This window comes from Janthinobacterium lividum (assembly GCF_034424625.1).
Lineage (GTDB): Bacteria > Pseudomonadota > Gammaproteobacteria > Burkholderiales > Burkholderiaceae_D > Janthinobacterium > Janthinobacterium lividum.
Genome location: NZ_CP139976.1, coordinates 1,040,963 through 1,061,181 on the forward strand (window position 1 = coordinate 1,040,963; position 20,219 = coordinate 1,061,181).

Here is a 20,219-nt window from a genome sequence, read left to right on the forward strand (position 1 = left end):
GGCGCCGCCTGGGCGGCGCGAATTTTTTCTTAAATGCCTGCAGGGCTGCGCGTATGCCAGTCCGTCACTTGCTGGAACTGGTGGGCGATGTTCAGCAGCCTGGCTTCGCCAAAATAATTGCCGATGATTTGCAGGCCGACGGGGCGCTTGCCGTTTTTCTCGCCGTCGCCAAAGCCGCATGGAATCGACATGCCTGGCAGGCCGGCCAGGCTGGTCGACAGGGTGTAGATGTCGGCCAGGTAGTTCGCCACCGGGTCATCCGTCTTGTCGCCCAGGTCCCAGGCGACGGTCGGCGCGACCGGTCCCATGATGACGTCGCAGACGGCGTTCGGGCCATTCAGCACGGCGTCGAAATCCTGCGCGATCAGGCGACGGATCTTTTGCGCCTTCAGGTAGTAGGCGTCGTAGTAGCCGTGGCACAGCACATAGGTGCCGACCATGATGCGGCGCTGTACTTCCGGGCCGAAACCCTGCGCGCGCGACTTCTTGTACATGTCCTGCAAGTCCTTGTACTCGGTGGCGCGGTGGCCATAGCGCACGCCGTCGTAGCGCGACAGGTTCGACGACGCTTCGGCCGGCGCGATCATGTAGTAGGCGGGAATCGACAGGGCCGTGTTCGGCAGCGAGATATCGACCAGGGTGGCGCCCAGCTTTACATACTGCGCCAGCGCGCAGCGCACGGCCGCTTCCACGTCCTTGGCCAAGCCTTCGCCAAAGTACTCGCGCGGCACGCCGATGCGCAAGCCCGTGAGGGGCTGGTCAAGGTCGCGCGAAAAATCTTCCGCCACGCCGCCCTGTTCCGGCGACAGGCTGGTCGAGTCGCGTTCGTCGAAGCCGGCCATGGCGGTCAGCAGCAGGGCGCAGTCTTCGGCCGAGCGGGCCATCGGGCCGCCCTGGTCCAGCGACGAGGCAAAGGCGATCATGCCGAAGCGCGAGACGCGGCCATACGTGGGCTTGATGCCGGTGATGCCGCAAAAAGCGGCAGGCTGGCGGATCGAGCCGCCCGTGTCGGTGCCGGTGGCTGCCGGCGTCAGGCCAGCCGCGACGGCGGCGGCCGAGCCGCCCGACGAGCCGCCTGGTACGGCATTCTTGTCCCACGGATTCCGCACGGCGCCGAAGGCCGAGTTCTCGTTGCCGGAGCCCATGGCAAATTCATCGCAATTGACCTTGCCCAGGGTGACCATGCCGGCCGCGCGGAATTTCTCCACCACGGTGGCGTCAAACGGGCTGGTGTAGTCGGCCAGCATTTTCGAGCCGGCCGTCGTGCGCCAGCCTTTGGTGACGAACAAGTCCTTGTGCGCGATCGGCACGCCCGTCAATGGCGTGGCCGTGCCTGCGGCGATGCGTGCGTCCGCTTCGGCAGCCTGCGCCAGGGTCAGGGCACGGTCGACGTGCAAAAAGGCGTTCGAGTTGTCCGCTTCGATGCGGTCGAGGAAATGCGTCGCCAGCGCAACGGCGGAAATTTCCTTGTTCTGCAAGAGCGTGGACAGCTGTTTGATGGATTTTGTATGCATGGCGTTTCTATTTTTATCTATTCGGCAAGGTTGGGATTCGTGCACTGCGCCGTTCTAGCGCCTGACAGAAGCGTAGCGAGCGGAAGTGAGTTGTGGCCGAGAAGCGGAGCTGTGCTTTAGCACAGTGAGCATCGCAGGCCGCAAATCGCGACGCGCAGTAGCTTATGTCAGGTGCCAGTTACTCGATGACCTTGGGCACGAGATACAGGCCATCCTGTACCTTCGGCGCCACGGCCTGGTAGGCATCGCGGCGGTTTTGTTCCGTGGCGATGTCCTCGCGCAGACGCAGGGCGATATTGTCCATATGGGCGGCCAGCGGGTGGCTCAGGGGCGCCACGCCATCGGTATTGACGGCTTGCATTTGTTCTGCCAGTGCAAAAATCTTGTTCAATTGGGCCAAAGACGTGACGGCCTGGTCGTCGGCCATTTCAAGTTGTGCCAGGTGGGCGATGCGTTTTACGTCGGAGAGTGTCAGGGACATGGCGAATGGCGCGGAGTGCCGCGCATTAGTATTAAGTTGGCGTTTTGATAAAACGCGGGTATTTACTGCTATTTTGCTCACAAAAATCGAGGAATGCCGCGTAACTCGCGGCTGCAAGAGTCGCACTTTTCCATGGTTTTTGAGCAAATCGCATTCAAATTATAAGGTAGAATGGCGGGTTAATGCGTTGCCGGCGCTGATGGACTGCTGCCGCAGCATAGAAAAGATTGCGCAAGCGCCAAGCGAAACCCGGAAAAATCGCCTTTTGGATTTTCAGGGTGCCTGAAAGCGCCCGCTTTGAAACTCCCCATAAACAGCTTTTGCGCAGCTCGATGCGCTACAGGACACTCATGTTTGGTTTTTTACGCAGGTATATCTCCACCGATCTGGCCATTGACTTGGGCACGGCCAACACCCTTATTTATGTACGCGGCCTCGGTATCGTCCTGGACGAGCCATCCGTCGTCGCCATCCGCCAGGAAGGCGGTCCGAATGGCAAGAAGACCATTCAGGCAGTCGGCAAGGAAGCCAAGCAGATGCTGGGCAAAGTGCCGGGCAATATCGAAGCGATTCGTCCGATGAAAGATGGCGTGATCGCCGACTTCACCGTGACCGAGCAGATGCTCAAGCAATTCATCCGCATGGTGCACGACTCGAAATTCTTCCGTCCATCGCCGCGCATCATCATTTGCGTGCCGTGCGGTTCGACCCAGGTTGAGCGCCGCGCGATCCGCGAATCGGCCCTGGGCGCCGGCGCCTCGCAGGTGTACCTGATCGAAGAACCGATGGCTGCGGCCATCGGCGCGGGCTTGCCCGTGTCCGAAGCGACCGGCTCGATGGTGGTCGACATCGGCGGCGGCACCACCGAAGTGGGCATCATTTCGCTGGGCGGCATGGTCTACAAGGGTTCCGTGCGCGTCGGCGGCGACAAATTCGATGAAGCCATCGTCAACTACATCCGCCGCAACTACGGCATGCTGATCGGCGAACAGACGGCTGAAGCCATCAAGAAGGCCATCGGTTCGGCCTTCCCTGGCTCGGAAGTGAAGGAAATGGAAGTCAAGGGCCGCAACCTGTCCGAAGGCATTCCGCGTTCGTTCACCATCTCCAGCAACGAAATCCTCGAAGCGCTGACCGACCCGCTGAACAACATCGTCTCGGCCGTGAAAAACGCGCTGGAACAGACGCCGCCGGAATTGGGCGCCGACATCGCCGAAAAAGGCATGATGCTGACGGGCGGCGGCGCACTGCTGCGCGACCTGGACCGCCTGCTGATGGAGGAAACCGGCCTGCCGGTGCTGGTGGCCGAGGATCCGCTCACCTGCGTGGTGCGCGGTTCCGGGATGGCCCTGGAACGTATGGACAAGCTCGGCTCGATCTTTTCCTACGAATAATCTGACAGAAGGGCCGGAAACCAACTCCGGCCTTTTTTTGGTTTTGGCGCCGGCGTTTGACCGGGGCCTGCACGTTGGCGCACTGCGCCTGGCCTGATTATTGGAAGTCATGGAATACAGTCCTCCGCCACTTTTCAAACAAGGCGCCTCCGCCCGCGTCAAGATGATGGTGTTCGCCGGCATTTCAATCGCCCTGTTGCTGGTCGATTCGCGCATGCACGCGCTGACGGCCGTGCGCCAGGCCGTCGGCACCGTGCTGTATCCGGTGCAGATGGCAGCCCTGGTGCCGCGCGATGTGGCGGTTGGTGTCGGCAACTACTTCTCTTCGCTGTCCGCCCTGGAAAAACAGGTGCGCGACCTGAAACACGAACAGATCGCCTCGGCGCAGATCCTGCAGCAGGCGCAGCTCAACATCGTTGAAAACAACCACCTGCGCAAGTTGATGGAAGCGCGCGAGCGCGTGCCCGTCAAGACCATGATGGCCGAAGTGCTGTACGACACGCGCGATTCGGCCACGCGCAAGATCGTGCTCGACCGGGGCATCCAGCATGGCGTGGAGCTGGGCCGCCCCGTGATCGACAACCTGGGCGTGGTGGGACAAGTCACGCGCGTGTTCCCGTTCACCTCCGAAGTGACGCTCCTGACCGATGAAGAGCAGGCCATTCCCGTGCAGCTGCTGCGCAATGGCGTGCGCAGCGTGGCCATCGGGCGCGGCAAGTCCGGCACCATGGAGCTGCGCTTCACGGCCCCCAGCGCCGACATCCAGATCGGCGACATCGTCATTACCTCGGGCCTCGACGGCCTGTATCCGGCCGGCCTGGCCGTGGCGCGCGTGACCCTGGTCGAGCGCAATGCGCATGGCCCGTTCGGCCGCGTCGTGTGCCAGCCGCTGGCCGGCATTGAACGCAACACCCAGCTGCTCATCTTGATGACGTCGCCGGAAATTCCGCCGCGTCCGCCCGCTGAAGAAGTCAAGACGGGGCGCAAGATCGCCGGCAAGATGGCGCCGATCAAGGATCCCGCCAAGGAGCCTGCCGCTGCGGCACCAGCGGCCGCCAATGCGGTGACCGCGCCGGCCGCGAAACCGCCTGCCAGCCCGGCGCCGAAACCGGCGGCGCCTGCCGCAACACCAGCAGCAACGCCAACACCTGCCGCCGTGCCACCGAAGGAAGCGACACGATGAACCGCCCGCATTACATCCTGCTGCCGGTCAGCCCCCTGTTCATCGGGTTTTCCCTGCTGTGCGCTTTCCTGCTGAATCTGCTTCCATGGGGGCAGTTCGTCGGCGTGCCCGATTTCGTCGCCCTGGTGCTGGTCTTCTGGGGCATCCACCAGCCGCGCAAGGTCGGTATCGGCGTGGCGTTTTTCATGGGCCTGATGATGGACGTGCACGACTCGACCCTGCTGGGCGAGAATGCGCTGGCCTATACCTTGCTGTCGTACTTCGCCATCATGATGCACCGCCGCGTGCTGTGGTTCCCCATCATGACGCAGGCGCTGCACGTGCTGCCGCTGCTGCTGCTGACGCAGGCGCTGCAATTGCTGACGCGTCTGATCGTCTCGGGCCGCTTCCCTGGCTGGCTCAATTTCATCGAGAGCTTCGTCGCCGTCGCCCTGTGGCCCATCGTCACGTGGATCTTGCTGGCGCCGCAGCGCCGTGCCGTGGACCGTGACCATAACCGGCCGATTTGACGGGCGCCTGCAATGACTGAACTTAAGAACACTGAGCGCGAACTGCATTTTTTCCGCATGCGCCTGACCATCCTGGGCGCGCTCGTCTTCGTCTGCTTTTCGCTGCTGCTGGCGCGCTTCATCTGGCTGCAGGTGATCAAGCACGAGGACTACGCGACCAAGGCCGAGGACAACCGTATCGCCGTGGTGCCCATCGTGCCCACGCGCGGCCTGATCCTCGACCGCAACGGCGTGGTCCTGGCGCGCAATTACTCGGCCTATACGCTGGAAATCACGCCATCGAAATTGAGCGCCAGCCTCGATTCCGTGATCGACGAGCTGTCGACCCTGGTGCAGATCGACATCAAGGACCGCCGCCGCTTCAAGAAGCTGCTGGAAGAATCCAAGAACTTCGTCAGCGTGCCGCTGCGCACGCGATTGACGGACGAGGAAGTGGCGCGCTTCACGGCGCAGCGTTTCCGCTTCCCTGGCGTCGAGGTGCAGGCGCGCCTGTTCCGCCAGTATCCGATGGGCGAGGTGGCGTCGCACGTGGTGGGCTTCATCGGCCGCATCAACCGCAATGAAGCGAAGGCGCTGGAAGAGGGCGAGGATGCGGCCAATTACAACGGCACCGACCATATCGGCAAGGAAGGCCTGGAAAAAAGCTACGAAAAGCAGCTGCATGGCACCACCGGCTACGAAGAGGTGGAAGTGTCGGCCGGCGGGCGCGCCATGCGCACCCTGTCGCGCACGGCCGCCACTCCTGGCAACAATCTGATCCTGTCGATCGACATCGAGCTGCAGAAGGTGGTCGAGGAAGCGTTCGGCGAATGGCGCGGCGCGGCCGTGGCCATCGACCCGGCCACGGGCGACATCCTCGCTTACGTGTCCAAGCCAGGCTATGACCCGAACCTGTTCGTCGACGGCATCGACCAGCAAAGCTGGAACGAACTCAATACCTCGCTGGACCGGCCGATGGTCAACCGTCCCCTGTCCGGCACCTACGCGCCCGGCTCGACCTTCAAGCCTTTCATGGCGCTGGCCGCACTCGAATTGGGCAAGCGCACGCCGAGCCAGTCGATTTCCGATCCCGGTTTCTTCATCCTCGGCGGCCACACCTTCCGCGATGACAAGGTGGGCGGCCATGGCACGGTGGACATGCACAAGTCCATCGTCGTTTCGTGCAACACCTATTACTACCAGCTGGGCCGCGACATGGGCATCGATGCCATCCACGACTTCATGAAACCGTTCGGTTTCGGCCAGCTGACGGGCATCGACCTGAATAACGAAAAGACGGGCGTGCTGCCGTCGACGGAATGGAAGCGCAACCGCTTCAAGACGCCGCAGCAGAAAAAATGGGTGGGCGGCGACACGATTTCGGTGAGTAACGGCTCCGGCTACAACTCGTATACGCCGCTGCAGATCGCCCACGCGACGGCCAACCTGGCCAATAACGGCGTGGTGATGAAGCCGCATCTGGTGAAGATCATCGAGGATGCGGCTACGCGCGCGCGCACCCTGACGGTGCCCAAGGAAAGCTACCGCATCGCGCTCAAGCAGGAAAACATCGACGTCATCAAGCGCGCCATGGTGGGCGTGACCAGCGAGCAGGGTGGCACGGCCGCGCGTATCTTCACCGGCGTGCAGTACACGGTGGGCGGCAAGACGGGTACGGCACAGGTGGTGGGTATCAAGAAAAACGAGAAGTACAATGCCAAGCTGCTGGCCGAACGCCTGCGCGACAACGCCCTGTTTACGGCCTTTGCGCCGGCCGACAAGCCGCGCATCGCGATCGCCATCGTGGTGGAAAACGCGGGCTTCGGCGCCGGCGTGGCCGCGCCGATCGCGCGCAAGGCGCTCGACTACTACCTGCTGGGCAAGCGCCCGAGCGACAAGGAAAAGGACACCACCAAGGTGCCCAAGGAAGATGTCGACGAAGTGCGCACCCTGGAAGAAATCACTGACGAGCAGGCCGCCCCGGCGGTACCTGCCAGGCAATAAGGAAGCACATGCCCATTAACGAGAGGCGCTCGCTGTGGCGGCGCGCCAAACCCTATCTGGCGGTGTTCGATCCGCCGCTGATGATCATCATCCTGATGCTGCTCAGTACCAGCTTGCTGACCCTGTATTCGGCCAGCATCGGCATTCCGGGCAAGATCGAAGACCACCTGCGCAATATTTTGCTGTGCTTTTTCGTCATGTGGGTGGCGGCCAACGTCACGCCGCAGATGATGATGCGCATCGCCGTGCCGGCGTACACGATATCGGTGATCTTGCTGGTGGCCGTGGCGCTGTTCGGCACCATCAAGCTTGGTGCCCGGCGCTGGCTGCATATCGGCGTGATCGACATCCAGCCGTCCGAATTCCTGAAGATCGCCACGCCGCTGATGCTGGCCTGGTTCTTCCAGCACAATGCGGGCGCCCTGCGCTGGAAATCGTTCCTGATGGCGGCGATACTGTTGCTGGTGCCCGTCTACCTGATTGCGCGCCAGCCCGACCTGGGCACGGCGCTGTTGGTGGTGGCGGCCGGCTTTACCGTCATCTTCCTGGCCGGTTTGTCGTGGAAGGTGCTGGCCGGCTTGCTGATCACCTTTGTTTCCTGCCTGCCGATCGCCTGGTCGCATCTGCATGATTATCAGCGCGACCGCGTGATGATGCTGATCGACCCGACCAAGGACCCGCTGGGCAAGGGCTTCCATATCATCCAGTCCATCATCGCCATCGGTTCCGGCGGCATGACGGGCAAGGGCTGGACGCACGGCACGCAAGCCCACCTGGAATTTGTTCCCGAGCGCACGACCGATTTTATTTTTGCCGTGTATTCCGAGGAATTCGGCCTGGTCGGTAACTTGATCCTGATGCTGATGTATTTGCTGCTGGTGGGACGGGGGCTGATGATCGCCGCCAACGCCCCCAGTTTTTTCACTCGCCTGCTGGCAGGAGCGATCACTATGATTTTCTTTACTTACGCCTTTGTAAACATGGGCATGGTCAGCGGCATCGTGCCGGTGGTCGGCGTTCCCTTGCCATTCCTTAGCTATGGCGGCACCGCGCTGCTGACCCTGGGCGTGGCCACCGGTATCCTGATGAGCATTCAGCGCCACCGCAAGCTGGTGCAGACCTGATGCGCGCGCCTTTCGATACTTTCGCCATGCGCGGGTTGGGCCTGACGGTCTTGCTGACCCTGGCCGCTTGCGGCACGACGCCGCAAAAGCCCGCATCGAATAACGTGCCGCTGCCGTCCGGCGGCAAGGTCAAGGTGCCCGTGCGCCAGGATCCCACCTTGCCGGCATTGCCGGCGGCCGGCTCCGGGCGCGGCGGCTACTACAAGGATGACGGCCCGGGCGACAATCCGCCAGCCAACCTGCGCGACGTGCCCGATGCGGAAGTGCGCAACGAGCCGTATTCGACGCGCTCGAACCGTCCGTATGTCGTCTTCGGCAAGACCTACACGCCGATCACCGACAATGAGCCCTTCAAGCAAAAGGGCACGGGCACCTGGTATGGCAAGAAATTCCATGGCCAGCGCACCTCGTCGGGTGAAATCTACGATATGTACAAGATGACGGCGGCCCATCCGACCTTGCCGATTCCGTCGTATGCGCGCGTGACGAGCATCGACAGCGGCGAGCAGGTGATCGTGCGCATCAACGACCGCGGCCCCTTCCATGCCACGCGCGTCATCGACGTGTCGTACACGGCGGCGCTGAAACTGGGCTTCCTTGGCAAGGGCAGTCACCAGGTGGTGGTCGAACGGCTGCTGCCTGCCGATATCGACGCCATCCTGGCCGCCCGTGCGGCACCGAAGCCGGTGCCGTCCGTGGTGGCCATCTCCATCGATACGCCGGTGGAAACGGGCGCCGTGGTGCAGCCGGAAGTGTCGTCGCAAATGCTGCCCGTCGACGCGACAGTCGCCGCACCGGCACCGGCGGCGCTGGCCAGCGGTTTCTATCTGCAGCTGGGCGCCTACTCGCGCGCCGACAATGCGGAAACGGGCCGCTCGCGCCTGGAACCCTACGCGGCAGCTTTGGGTACCTTGGGCGTGGTGCAGGCCGGGAATCTGTTCCGCCTGTACGGTGGCCCATTCTCGAGCCGCGCCGAGGCGGCCCGCGCGGCGGCGAATTTACCGGAATCGACGGGCATCAAGCCCATCGTCATTCAACGATAGGCGCGGGCCTGGGGTTTATTTGCAGTTGCGCAGTTCCTGGTCAGGGAATTGCGTTTTGATCTTCTCGAGACGCGCGCGCGTGGCGGCGTCGAGGTCGCGGAACTGGTAGGCCAGCTGCTTGCCGGCGCTGTAGCGCGGCGCGACGCGGGCGCTGTGCACGCCCTGTTTGTTGAGCGATGCCAGCTGGCTTTGCGCGCTGGTTTCCGACTTGAACACGCCCAGTGAAATACCCCAGCGCAGCGGGCTGCTTTCATTCATGATGAAGTAATTCGTCACGCCCAGCTGCTTCAATTCGCCGGCCTTGCGGTCGGCGCCTTCCTTGCTGCCCTGCGGCGGGATATACACCATGTAGCTGGAAATCTCCTGGCCGGCCACGTTGCGGCGCGACTGGCGGTCGCCCAGGTCCAATGCCGCCACTTGCGCTTCAAAGCGGCGCCCATCGGCCAGCAGGAAATTGCCCACTTCCGTGCAGGCATACGATGTCGGTGGTGCCGGTGCCGCCGCCGTCGGCGTCGCGCCCTCTTCGGCGGCGGGCGCCGTGGCCTGCTCCTGCGTCAGCAAGGTGAGCTTGCCCGCCTGCAGCTGGTTTTTCAGGCGCGCCGGTTCGCGCGTCTCGGTGCGAAAACTGCCCAGATAACCCTGGCCGATGGCCAGCACCAGCAGGTTGACGCCGGCCAGCAGCCAGAAGACGAATTTCAGCATACGTGGTTTCCTTGTGTTCCTGCGGTCCCGGCGCGCGCGGCCGCCTGCAGGCCGAGCATGACGATATTGTCCACCAGATGCAGCGGCACGGCCAGCGCCAGGGCCGGTGCGATGCGCGGTGCGGCGCCGCCCGACAGCAAACAGGCGCTGGCACCATGCATGCGCACGGCCCGTTCGATGGCGCCCGCCTGTGCCGCCAGGCAGCCGGAGAGGATGGCGTCGTCCGTGTTGTCGGCAAAGCCGGCCGGCAGCAGGGCGTCGCTGGCGATTTGCGGCAGCTGCGCCGTGTTGCGCGCCAGCGAGCTGGCCATCAATCCCAGTCCCGGCAAGATCATTCCGCCGAGGAAAACGCCATCGGCCGTGATGGCGTCGATGGTGGTGGCGGTGCCGCAATTGGCGACGATGACGGCCTGGCCAGGCGCCAGCGCCTGCGCGCCGATGGCGGCGGCAAAGCGGTCGCAACCCAGCTGTGACGGCGCGCGGTAGCCATTCGTAAGGCCCGCCAGCTGCGGCAGCGATACAAAGTCGCGGGCGACGACCGGCAGCATGGCGCGCAGGCGCGTGCCGATGGCGGCGCCTGCCACGTTCGACAGCAGCGCTTCGCTGATGCCGAGCGTCTCCCACTGCGCGGCCAGGGTGTCGATCTGCGCATGCGCGACGGCGCCGCTGGCCAGCCAGCCGCCGGCGGGACTGCCGGCGGCCACGAGTGCCCATTTGATGCGCGTATTGCCGGCGTCGATCAGCAGCAGCATGCGCTTACTCCCCGGTCAGGCGCAAGGAAACGTCGCCGGACATGATTTCCTGCAGGCCGCCATCGGTGCGCAGCAGCAGGCGGCCAAGGTGGTCCACGCCAGCCGCCACGCCTTGCTGCAGCAATTGACCGTTGTCGAGGATTTTTACGTGCTGGCCTTGCCAGGCGTGCAGCGCGTTCCAGCGTTCGGTAAACGGTGCAAAGCCCGTGTCGTCGAATTCGGCCAGCACGCCGGCCAGGCGGCTGAGCAGGGCGGACACCAGGGTATTGCGTTCCATCTGCGCCAGCCAGGGCACGGCCGAGACGCTGCGCCCGATCTGCCGTTCCAGCGCATCGGGCATCAGCAGATTGATGCCGCAGCCGATGACGGCCCACACGCCATCGTCCGCTGCCTGTTGGGTCTCGACGAGGATGCCGGCCAGCTTGTGGCCATCCTTGAGCATATCGTTTGGCCACTTCAGCTGCACCGGCACGCCCAGCGACGTCATGGTCTCGGCCAGCGCCACGCCGACGGCCAGCGGCAAGCCGACCAGCTGATGCAGCGGACCCTTGAAGCGCCAGGCCAGCGAAAACATCAGGCTGGCGTCCGGCTGCGACACCCACGGCCGCCCGGCGCGTCCCCGTCCGGCCGTCTGCTGGCCGGCGATGCGCAGGGTGGGGCCGGCCAGGGTGGCGCAGCGCGCCAGCAGGTCGGCGTTGGTCGATCCCGTTTCGTCGACCACCTCGATGGCCACGTGGGAGGCGCCCGTGGCGCAATGGGCGGCGATGGCCGCGCTGTTCAGGTCTGAGTGCTTCGTCATGGGGAGAGGTTGGTTTTACTGGCTGCCGCCGGATGGCTTGCTGCGCGCCTTGTGCGGCGCGTTGGCGAAGGCCATGTCGTAGACGGCATTGGGCAGCGCGCGCAGCAGCTTGGCGACGACGCCCATCTGCCACGGGATCACGCGGTAGCTGTCGCCGTTGGCGATGGCGCGCGCGGCGCGCACGGCGAATTTTTCGGCCGGCATCAGGAATGGCATGCGGTAGGCATTGTGGCGCGTCATCGGCGTGTCGATGTAGCCGGGCGTGATGGTGACGACCTTGACGCCCGCCGGTTTCAATTCCAGGCGCAGCGATTCGCAGTAGCTGATGACGGCTGCCTTCGAGGCGCTGTAGGCTTCGGCGCCGGGCAGGCCGCGGATGCCGGCCACGCTGCCGATGCCTACCAGGCGCCCGCTGCCCTGGCTTTTCATGGCGGCGATGAAGGGCGCGAAGGTGGCGACGGTAGCCGTGACGTTGATGGCGATGAGGCGCGCGAAGGCGTCGAGGTCTTCCGCGTGTTCGCTCAAGGTACCGTAGGACACGCCGGCGCTGGCGATGACGACGTCGATGCCGCCGGCATGGGCGATGAAGTCACCGGCGGCGCTTTTCAGGGCGGCGTGGTCGCATACATCGACGGCGTAGGCGCGGTGGCGTTCAGGGTGGGGCAGGGAGGCGATCAGTTGCTGCAGGGTGTCGCCACGGCGCGCCAGCAAGCCCAAATGGGCACCCTGGCGCGCGTACTGCAGCGCCAGGGCGGCGCCCAATCCGCTCGACGCGCCCGTGATGAAAACGCGATGCATCAGGCGATGCCCGGGCGCGCCAGGGAAGTGGCCATGCTTATTTCTTTTCCGCTTTGGCTTTCGCGACCAGCACGTCCATCACGCTGAGCGCCTGGGCGTTCAGCTGCTCTTCGTTCCTGGCCGACTTGCTGCCCTGATCGGCCTGCGAAGGCGAGGTGATGTAGCGGCCGTCGATGGCGATCATGGGCCAGAACGTCACGTTATAGCCCTGCATCATGGCGTCAGCGCGGCGCACGCGGGCCGAGACGCCCATCGAACGGTAGGTGTCGATGAATTTCTGGCGGTCCACGCCCTGCTTGGCGACGAAATCGAATACGGCGTCGTCCGTGTTCAGGCGGTTGCGTTCCACGTGCATGGCGTGGAATACGCTGGTGTGCAGCTTGTCGACCAGGCCCATGGCTTGCAGGGTGAAGAACAAACGCTGCTGCGGCGCCACGCTGTCATCGCGCGACACGTGCACGCGCTTGAAGACGATGTTGTCGCCCTGTTTCTTGACCCAGGCCGCCAGCTGCGGTTCGAGCACGTTGCAATGCGGGCAGTAATAGGCGAAGAATTCCGTCACTTCGATTTTCTTGCCCGATTCCGTCGCCTGCGGCGTAGGCAGGGTTTCGTATTCGACGCCGTTTTTCGGCTCGGCCGGCGAGGCAGATGCGCCCATGGCGGCGGTGCACAGGGCGGCGGCGAACAGGATTTTCTTCAGAAAACGCATGCTGGTTCCTTATTTTTGGTTGCGGACGACGGCGACATCGATGCCGTTTTCAGACAGTTTGGTGCGTGCGCGGTTCATCGCTTCGAGCTGGTTGAACGGCCCGATACGCACGCGGTGCAGCACGCCGGCGTCGGTGCTGCGGTCGCTGATGGCCGCTTCGAAGCCGAGCAGCGCCAGTTTGCCGCGCGTGCTTTCGGCGTCCGACATGTCATGGAAGGCGCCGGCCTGCAGATAATAAATCCATTTGTCGCTGGCTGCATCGGCCTTGGCCTCTTTTGCGTCGGCCTTGGCTTGCGGCGCGGGCGCCGCTGGTGCTGCCGCCGGCGTTTTCGGCGCCGGCTTGTCCTTCAATGTACCGATCAATTCCTGCAGCGCGTCCGGCGGCGGCGCCTTCGGCTGCTGCGCTGGCGCCGGCGCAGCAGGCTGCGTTGGCGTGACGATCTCGCGCGGCTCCTTGGAGAAGTCGCGCGCCGCTTCCTTGGCTGCTTCCTTGTTGCCGTACATCGGCTTGTTCGGGTCGGCGATCTGGCCGGCCGTCGGTTCGGTCGATTTGCCGGCCTTGCCCGACTTGTCGGTGAAAGGCGAGGCGCCCTTGGTGATCACCAGGGCGACCACCACGGCAATGCCCAGGCCGATGACCAGGCCAATGATGATGCCGACCAGGGTATTGCCCTGCTGGCGCCGGGTCGAAGAGAAACGGGAAGCGTGATTCATTGACTGTTAGACCTTCGCGATTACATTTTGTTTGGCGCGGACACGCCGATCAGTGCCAGGCCGTTGCGCAGTACCTGGCGCGCGGCGATGACGAGGGCCAGGCGGGCCATCTTGACGGCTTCGTCCTCGACCAGCACTTTTTCGGCGAAGTAGAAGCTGTGCAGGTTGGCGGCCAGGTCGCGCAGGTAGAAGGCGACCTGGTGCGGGCCCAGTTCCGCTTGCGCGCGCGCCAGCATTTCCGGGTAGGCGGCCAGGGTCGCCAGCAGGGTCGCTTCGGTCGGCGCTGTCAGGGGAGACAAGTCGACGCCGGCGACCGTGCTGGCATCGCCGCCCCAGTTTTCCAGGATGCGGCAGATGCGCGCATGCGCGTACTGCACGTAATAGACCGGGTTTTCATCGGTGGTTTTCAGCGCCACGTCGACGTCGAAGACGAATTCCGTGTCGGCCTTGCGCGAGATCAGGAAGAAGCGCACGGCGTCGCGGCCCTTGGCGATGTCACCGCCGCCCGACCATTCGATCAGGTCGCGCACGGTCACGTAGGAGCCGGCGCGCTTCGAAATCTTGACTTCTTCGCCGTCCTTCATGACGGTGACCATCTTGTGCAGCACGTAGTCGGGGTAGCCTTGCGGGATGCCCATGTCGACGGCCTGCAGGCCGGCGCGCACGCGCGCGATGGTGCCGTGGTGGTCGCTGCCCTGGATATTGATGGCCTGCACGAAGCCGCGCTGCCATTTCACCAGGTGATAGGCCACGTCAGGCACGAAATACGTGTAGGTGCCGTCCGTCTTGCGCATCACGCGGTCCTTGTCGTCGCCGAAGTCGGTGGTGCGCAGCCACAGCGCGCCATCCTGTTCGTAGGTGTGGCCCGCCTTGATCAGGGTTTCCACGGCGCTGTTGACCTTGCCGTCCGCATACAGCGACGATTCCAGATAGTAATTGTCGAACTTCACGCCAAACGCCTGCAAGTCGATGTCCTGTTCATTGCGCAGGTAGGTGACGGCGAACGGGCGGATCGAATCGATGTCTTCCACGTTGCCATTGGCCGTAGCAGGCTGGCCATCGCTGGCCGAGACCGTCTTGCCGGCCTTGAAGTCGTTGGCGATGTCGTCGATGTAGTCGCCGTTGTAGGCGGACTCGGGCCATTCGGCGTCGCCCGGCTTGAAGCCGCGCGCGCGCGCCTGCACGGAATTGGCCAGGGTCTGGATCTGCACGCCTGCGTCGTTATAGTAGAACTCGCGCGTCACCTGGTAGCCTTGCGCGTCGAACAGCGAGGACAGGGCGTCGCCCAGGGCTGCCTGGCGGCCGTGGCCCACGTGCAGCGGGCCGGTCGGGTTGGCCGAGACGAATTCCAGGATGACTTGCTTGCCGGCGCCTGCCGTGCTGCGGCCATAGCTGTCGGCCTCGCTCAAGATGGTGTTGACCACGGCTTGCTTGGCGGCGGCGGAGACGCGCACGTTGATGAAGCCGGGGCCGGCGATTTCCACTGCCTCGACCAGGCCCTTGCCGGCCGGATTGGCCAGCACGGCCGCAACGATGGTTTGTGCCAGTTCGCGGGGATTCTGTTTCAGCTGCTTGGCCAGTTGCATGGCGATATTGCAGGCGACGTCGCCATGCGATGCATCGCGTGGTCGCTCGAGCACTACGCTAGGCGCAAGCGAAGTGCCGGCCAGGACGGGAGCGAGGGCGGCCTGGAACAGGGCGATGATTTCTTGTTTCTGTTGGGCGAGCATGAGCAGGATGGCGGTGGAACCGCGTTAAGAATGAATAGAATGAATCAAAAAGCAAAACGGACGGCAAGTACCCAAGCCGCCCAGACTGCGTTAATTATACTGGTTTGCTGCCGGGAACAATACGCCAGCCGGCAGTGTCCCCGCGCCGGCGTGTTTCACGATATTATCAGGACAGCATGCCCATGTTGGTGCACGAAAACATCAGCATGGGACATTCTGCTTGTATATATGCAGTTTTTTGCCGCAATTTACATGTATCGCTGCAATCGCTTGGGTCAGAGGGCGCCACAAACGCTACAATCGACCCTTTATTGATGACGCGCGGCCGCGACTTTGCCACCATGCAGCCCGCCGCGCGCAGCCACACCGGATAACTATGAACAAGCGCCCCACGCTGAAATTGAAAACCAAGCCGGCGCCAGGCCAGGCTCCTGCCGCACCGAAACTGCGTCCCAGCTACCATCCCGACCTGAAACCGGTCTTGCAGCCAGGCTTCCAACCCGATTTGCGTGCCGATTCGCTGGCGTTTTGCCTGCTCGGCGCGGCCAATGCCGTGGCGCAAGTGCGCACGGGCACGGCCCTGCCGCAGGCGCTGGCCAAGGTGTTTGCGCAATCGAACGCCAGCCCGCAGGCGCGCGGCGCCATCCAGGATATTTCCTACCGTACCATGCGCCAGCTAGGCCGCAGCGAAACCCTGGTCGGCCTGATGACGTCGAAGGCGCCCGAGCCGCCGATGCTGGCCGCCCTGCTGTGCTGCGCGCTGTCGCTGATGTCCGCCGAGCCGGGCGAACAGCCGTACGAAGAATTCACGGTGGTCGACCAGGCCGTCACGGTCGCCACCTCGCACCCCGACCTGGCGCATGCCAAGGGCATGGTGAATGCCGTCTTGCGTCGTTTCTTGCGCGAGCGCAAGTCCTTGCTGGAAGCGGCCCTGCAGCAACCTTTGGCGCAATGGAATTATCCGCAGTGGTGGATCGACTCGCTGCGCCTGGCCTATCCGCGCGACTGGCAAGCCATTCTGACGGCCGGCAATGCCGTGCCGCCATTGACTTTGCGCGTGAATCGCCGCAAGAGCACGGTCGAAGCGTATCTGGCCGTGCTGGCCGAGGCGGGCATTGCCGCGCGCCAGGTGGGGCCGTTCGCCGTGCGCCTGGACAAGCCGATCGGCGTGGCCTTGATCCCCGGCTTCGAGCAGGGCGTCGTTTCCGTGCAGGATGCTGGCGCGCAATTGGCCGCGCCGCTGCTGGATTTGCAGGATGGCATGCGCGTGCTGGACGCCTGCGCGGCGCCGGGCGGCAAGACGTGCCATATCCTTGAGCTGGCCGACGTGCAGGTGACTGCCATCGATGCGGACGCCAAGCGCCTGCCGCGCATCGCGGAAAACCTCGAGCGCCTGGGCCTGGACGCCACCTTGAAGGCGCAGGATGCGCAATCGAGCGCGTGGTGGGATGGCCAGCAGTTCGACCGCATCCTGGCCGACGTGCCATGCACGGCTTCGGGCATCGTGCGCCGCCATCCTGATATCCGCTGGTTGCGCCGCAAGGGCGATGCGTTCCAACTTGCAACACTTTCATCCAAAATTCTGGACAACCTGTGGCAGATGCTGCGCCCCGATGGTAAATTGCTGTTCGTGACATGTTCATTGTGGCCGCAAGAGTCCGAGGCACAGGCGGCGGCATTTGCGGTACGCAATAATGCAACCCGATTGACAGCGCCTGGCCAGCTGTTGCCGACTGGCAGCGCGGAGCAGGACCACGACGGTTTGTTCTATGCGCTATTCCAAAAAAATGCGGCTTGAGCGATTCGTCGATACTTATCCTACGGACTACACCGGCACACTTGTGACAACACGACTCTTCCGACTCCTGGCCCTGCTGCTGATGCTGGCATGTACCATGCCACGCGCGCATGCCGCCGACATGGTCGAGATCACCCGTGCCTACATCGAGTCGAGCGAAGAGGGCTACAAGCTGGCCGCCACGTATTCCTTCGAGCTCAATCACGACCTCGATGATGCGGTACAGCATGGCGTGCCGCTGTATTTCACGACCGAAATCGAACTGACCCGGCCCCGCTGGTACTGGTTCGATGAAAAAGCCATCGTGGCGCGCCAGACCAGCAAGCTGTCCTACAACGTGCTGACGCGCCAGTATCACGTGTCGGGCGTGGGCTTGCAGCAAAGTTTCCCCACCCTCGACGATGCGCTGTTCCTGATCCGCCGTCCCAGCCGCTGGCTGGTGGCGCGGCGCGGCGAGCTGAAAGTGGGGCAGACATATAACGTCACCTTGCGCATGGGCATGGACCGCGACTACCTGCCCAAGCCGATACAAGTCAATGCCTTCAATAACAGCGACTGGCGCCTGGCTTCGAATAAAAAAACCTTCTTGTATACGGCGGAGTAGTGAGTCAAGCATTGCGCTATCTGCTGGTAGTGGGCGGCGGCATCGTCAGTATCCTGCTGTTCCTGCTGGCGTCGGCTTCCGATAATTCCGGCTTTTTCGACCGCTACTACACCTGGCTGCTGGGCTTGAACGCGGCCGTGGCCGTGTCCCTGCTGGCGCTGGTGGGCATTTCCCTGGCGCGCCTGTACGCGCGCTACAAGAGCGGCAAGTTCGGCTCCAAGCTGATGACGCGCCTGGTGATGCTGTTTGCCGCCGTCGGCATTCTGCCGGGCCTGGTGATTTTCCTTGTTTCCGTGCAATTCGTCTCCCATTCCATCGAATCCTGGTTCAACGTCAAGATCGAAGCGGCGCTGGAATCGGGGATTGAACTGGGCCGTGCCGGCCTCGATGCGGCACTGGTCGAGCTCGACCACCGGGGCCGCAAGGCCGTCGAAGAACTGGGCGCCGACCCGGTGGCCGGCCCGGCCGTGCTGACCAGCCTGCTGCGCGAAGAGGGCATGCAAAATGTCATGCTTGTCAGCGGCGACGGCGTGCTGCTGGCCAGCGCCGGGCCGCATAGCGCAGCCGACTTGCCGACGCCGGCCATGCTGGTGCAGGCGGCCTTGCCGGCCGGCTATGCCTCCGCCGAGGGCGGGCTGGAGCTGCACGACGATGGCACGGAGTCAGGCGGCGGCGGTTTCCGCTCGGGCTTGCCGGCGTCGGTGGAAACGGCGGCCAGCCTGCGCCTGCGCGTGCTGGTGGCCGTGCCGGGGCCTTCCGTCTCGCCCCGCTACCTGCAATTGCTGCAATCGGTACCGCCCAAGCTGGCGACGAATGGCGAAGTGCTGCGCGCCGCCTACAGCGAATACAAGGAACGTTTCGTCGCGCGCGTGGGACTGCGCAAGATGTACATGGAAATCCTCACCTTGACCTTGCTGCTGGCCATCTTTGGCGCCATCGGCAGCGCTTTCCTGATCGCGGGCAACCTGGCCCAGCCCCTGCTGCTGCTGGCCGAAGGCACGCGCGCCGTAGCCGAGGGCGACCTGTCGCCGCGCCCCATCGTCGCCACCAAGGATGAACTGGGTACCCTGACGCAGTCGTTCAACATCATGACGCGCCAGCTGCTCGATGCGCGCACGGCCGTGGAAAGCAACCGCGCCGCCCTGCAAAACGCCAAGGCCCACCTGGAATCGGTGCTGGCGAACATGTCGGCCGGCGTGATGGTGCTCGACGGCGATTTCAAGCTGGTGACCTGCAACGAGTCGGTCGAGCGCATCCTGCAGCATTCGGGCATGAGCATGGTGGGCCAGCCGCTGGCGCATATTGCTGGAATGGAAGAATTTGGCGGCGCCATCATCAGCGCCTTCACGGCGCAAAGCGCGCAATCGGCATCGGGCCGCAACCAGCAGCGCCTGCACTGGCAGCGCCAGATCGAGATTCCCCGACGCCTGGGCAGCAGTGCCGACGAGCATGACATCACTTTGCTGGCGCGGGGCTCGCGCCTGCCGCTGGAGTCCGGCAGCGGTTACATCGTCGTGTTCGATGATATTTCCGACGTGATTTCCGCGCAGCGCTCGATCGCCTGGGGCGAAGTGGCGCGCCGCCTGGCGCATGAAATCAAGAATCCGCTCACGCCGATCCAGCTGTCGGCCGAGCGCCTGCAGATGAAGCTCGAAGGCAAGCTGGAGCAGCCGGACGCCGACCTGCTCAGTCGCGCCACCACCACCATCGTCAAGCAGGTCGATGCGATGAAGCGCATGGTCGACGACTTCCGCGACTATGCGCGCACGCCGCCGGCCGTGCTCACGCCGCTGCGCTTGAACGAGCTGATCGAAGAGATACTGAACCTGTACCTGCGCGGCGACGATGGCGACATCATCCACCCGCTGCTGGCGCCGAATCTGCCGATGGTGATGGGCGATCCGACCCAATTGCGCCAGGTGATCCATAACCTGCTGCAGAATGCGCAGGACGCGATGACCGACTTGCCGCCGGACTCGCCGCATCCGCGGATTGACGTAAGGACGGAAGCAATTCATTATCGCAGTGCGGACGGCGGCGTGAATATCGCCGTGCGGCTGGCCATCAGCGACAATGGCCCTGGTTTCGCGCCAAAAATCCTGGCGCGGGCTTTCGAGCCGTATGTGACCTCGAAGGCGCGCGGCACGGGATTGGGCCTGGCGATGGTCAAGAAAATTATCGATGAACACGGCGGACGCATCGATATCGAGAACCGGGTCGACGGCAATGGCGCTTCGGTGGTCATTTTGCTGTTAAAGTTAGCTCCCGACACTCCTGCCCAGGAATTCCTGGCGTGAGGGTCTGGTTTAGTATTTAAAACACTAATAAAATCATAGTTGTCCGCCGCGTGCATCTTGTGCGCGACGGCCGGCGAAATGAGGA

The 20,219-nt window shown here is 63.6% G+C and carries 18 protein-coding genes; 9 read left to right on the forward strand and 9 right to left on the reverse strand.

Features of this window, described 5'->3' with window-relative positions:
• Positions 1-29 precede the first annotated feature (29 nt).
• Both gatA and gatC read right to left on the reverse strand, forming a co-directional pair.
• Positions 30-1,514, reverse strand: coding sequence for an Asp-tRNA(Asn)/Glu-tRNA(Gln) amidotransferase subunit GatA (gene gatA, locus U0004_RS04675; protein ID WP_070254343.1), 1,485 nt, complete (start codon positions 1,512-1,514; stop codon positions 30-32).
• Positions 1,515-1,692: 178 nt separating this feature from the next.
• A complete protein-coding gene (gene gatC, locus U0004_RS04680; RefSeq protein WP_034784699.1) occupies positions 1,693-1,995 on the reverse strand; it encodes an Asp-tRNA(Asn)/Glu-tRNA(Gln) amidotransferase subunit GatC in 303 nt (100 codons plus the stop codon).
• 350 nt (positions 1,996-2,345) lie between these two features.
• Between gatC and U0004_RS04685 the strand changes: the two genes are divergently transcribed.
• The 6 genes from U0004_RS04685 to U0004_RS04710 all read left to right on the forward strand — a co-directional run bounded on the left by U0004_RS04685 (position 2,346) and on the right by U0004_RS04710 (position 9,231).
• Positions 2,346-3,389 (forward strand): rod shape-determining protein, encoded by a 1,044-nt coding sequence (locus tag U0004_RS04685; protein WP_010393186.1) that lies wholly within the window; start codon positions 2,346-2,348, stop codon positions 3,387-3,389.
• A 109-nt stretch (positions 3,390-3,498) separates the two neighbouring features.
• Positions 3,499-4,572 carry a rod shape-determining protein MreC gene (mreC, locus tag U0004_RS04690; RefSeq protein ID WP_115057408.1) on the forward strand — a complete coding sequence of 358 codons (1,074 nt, stop codon included), beginning with the start codon at positions 3,499-3,501 and terminating at the stop codon, positions 4,570-4,572.
• Positions 4,569-5,081 carry a rod shape-determining protein MreD gene (mreD, locus tag U0004_RS04695; RefSeq protein ID WP_034749354.1) on the forward strand — a complete coding sequence of 171 codons (513 nt, stop codon included), beginning with the start codon at positions 4,569-4,571 and terminating at the stop codon, positions 5,079-5,081. Before mreC ends, mreD begins: the two co-directional genes overlap by 4 nt.
• 12 nt (positions 5,082-5,093) lie before the next feature.
• Positions 5,094-7,064: a penicillin-binding protein 2 gene (mrdA, locus tag U0004_RS04700; protein WP_034784702.1), complete on the forward strand. Its 1,971-nt coding sequence runs from the start codon at positions 5,094-5,096 to the stop codon at positions 7,062-7,064.
• Positions 7,065-7,072: 8 nt separating this feature from the next.
• A complete protein-coding gene (rodA, locus tag U0004_RS04705; RefSeq protein WP_034784703.1) occupies positions 7,073-8,188 on the forward strand; it encodes a rod shape-determining protein RodA in 1,116 nt (371 codons plus the stop codon).
• Complete coding sequence (locus U0004_RS04710) at positions 8,188-9,231, forward strand: septal ring lytic transglycosylase RlpA family protein (protein WP_070253849.1); 1,044 nt, start codon at positions 8,188-8,190, stop codon at positions 9,229-9,231. Before rodA ends, U0004_RS04710 begins: the two co-directional genes overlap by 1 nt.
• A gap of 15 nt (positions 9,232-9,246) precedes the next feature.
• Here U0004_RS04710 and U0004_RS04715 read toward each other — a convergent pair whose 3' ends face one another.
• Genes U0004_RS04715 through argS form a run of 7 tightly spaced genes read right to left on the reverse strand, consistent with a single transcriptional unit; the run spans position 9,247 to position 15,435 of the window.
• Complete coding sequence (locus U0004_RS04715; protein WP_070253848.1) at positions 9,247-9,933, reverse strand: SPOR domain-containing protein; 687 nt, start codon at positions 9,931-9,933, stop codon at positions 9,247-9,249.
• On the reverse strand, positions 9,927-10,685 hold the full coding sequence (locus tag U0004_RS04720) for a type III pantothenate kinase (protein ID WP_034784705.1): 759 nt from the start codon (positions 10,683-10,685) through the stop codon (positions 9,927-9,929). The genes U0004_RS04715 and U0004_RS04720 overlap by 7 nt, the downstream gene beginning before the upstream one ends.
• A 4-nt stretch (positions 10,686-10,689) precedes the next feature.
• Positions 10,690-11,484: a biotin--[acetyl-CoA-carboxylase] ligase gene (locus U0004_RS04725; protein ID WP_070253847.1), complete on the reverse strand. Its 795-nt coding sequence runs from the start codon at positions 11,482-11,484 to the stop codon at positions 10,690-10,692.
• Positions 11,485-11,499: 15 nt separating this feature from the next.
• Entirely contained in the window at positions 11,500-12,282 is a 783-nt protein-coding gene (locus U0004_RS04730; RefSeq protein ID WP_070253846.1) for an SDR family oxidoreductase, read from the reverse strand.
• Positions 12,283-12,319: 37 nt separating this feature from the next.
• Positions 12,320-12,991 carry a thiol:disulfide interchange protein DsbA/DsbL gene (locus tag U0004_RS04735; protein WP_070253845.1) on the reverse strand — a complete coding sequence of 224 codons (672 nt, stop codon included), beginning with the start codon at positions 12,989-12,991 and terminating at the stop codon, positions 12,320-12,322.
• A gap of 9 nt (positions 12,992-13,000) precedes the next feature.
• The gene (locus U0004_RS04740) at positions 13,001-13,705 is read right to left on the reverse strand and encodes an SPOR domain-containing protein (protein WP_034784711.1); all 705 of its coding nucleotides are present in this window, start codon (positions 13,703-13,705) and stop codon (positions 13,001-13,003) included.
• A gap of 20 nt (positions 13,706-13,725) precedes the next feature.
• The gene (argS, locus tag U0004_RS04745) at positions 13,726-15,435 is read right to left on the reverse strand and encodes an arginine--tRNA ligase (RefSeq protein WP_070253844.1); all 1,710 of its coding nucleotides are present in this window, start codon (positions 15,433-15,435) and stop codon (positions 13,726-13,728) included.
• A gap of 376 nt (positions 15,436-15,811) precedes the next feature.
• Here argS and rsmB point away from each other — a divergent pair, with 376 nt between their 5' ends.
• The 3 genes from rsmB (at position 15,812) to U0004_RS04760 (ending at position 20,134) form a co-directional block, all read left to right on the forward strand.
• Positions 15,812-17,233 (forward strand): 16S rRNA (cytosine(967)-C(5))-methyltransferase RsmB, encoded by a 1,422-nt coding sequence (gene rsmB, locus U0004_RS04750; protein ID WP_034784714.1) that lies wholly within the window; start codon positions 15,812-15,814, stop codon positions 17,231-17,233.
• 97 nt (positions 17,234-17,330) lie between these two features.
• A complete protein-coding gene (locus tag U0004_RS04755) occupies positions 17,331-17,837 on the forward strand; it encodes a DUF4390 domain-containing protein (protein ID WP_225317180.1) in 507 nt (168 codons plus the stop codon).
• Positions 17,837-20,134: a sensor histidine kinase gene (locus tag U0004_RS04760; protein WP_070253843.1), complete on the forward strand. Its 2,298-nt coding sequence runs from the start codon at positions 17,837-17,839 to the stop codon at positions 20,132-20,134. Before U0004_RS04755 ends, U0004_RS04760 begins: the two co-directional genes overlap by 1 nt.
• Positions 20,135-20,219: the final 85 nt, after the last annotated feature.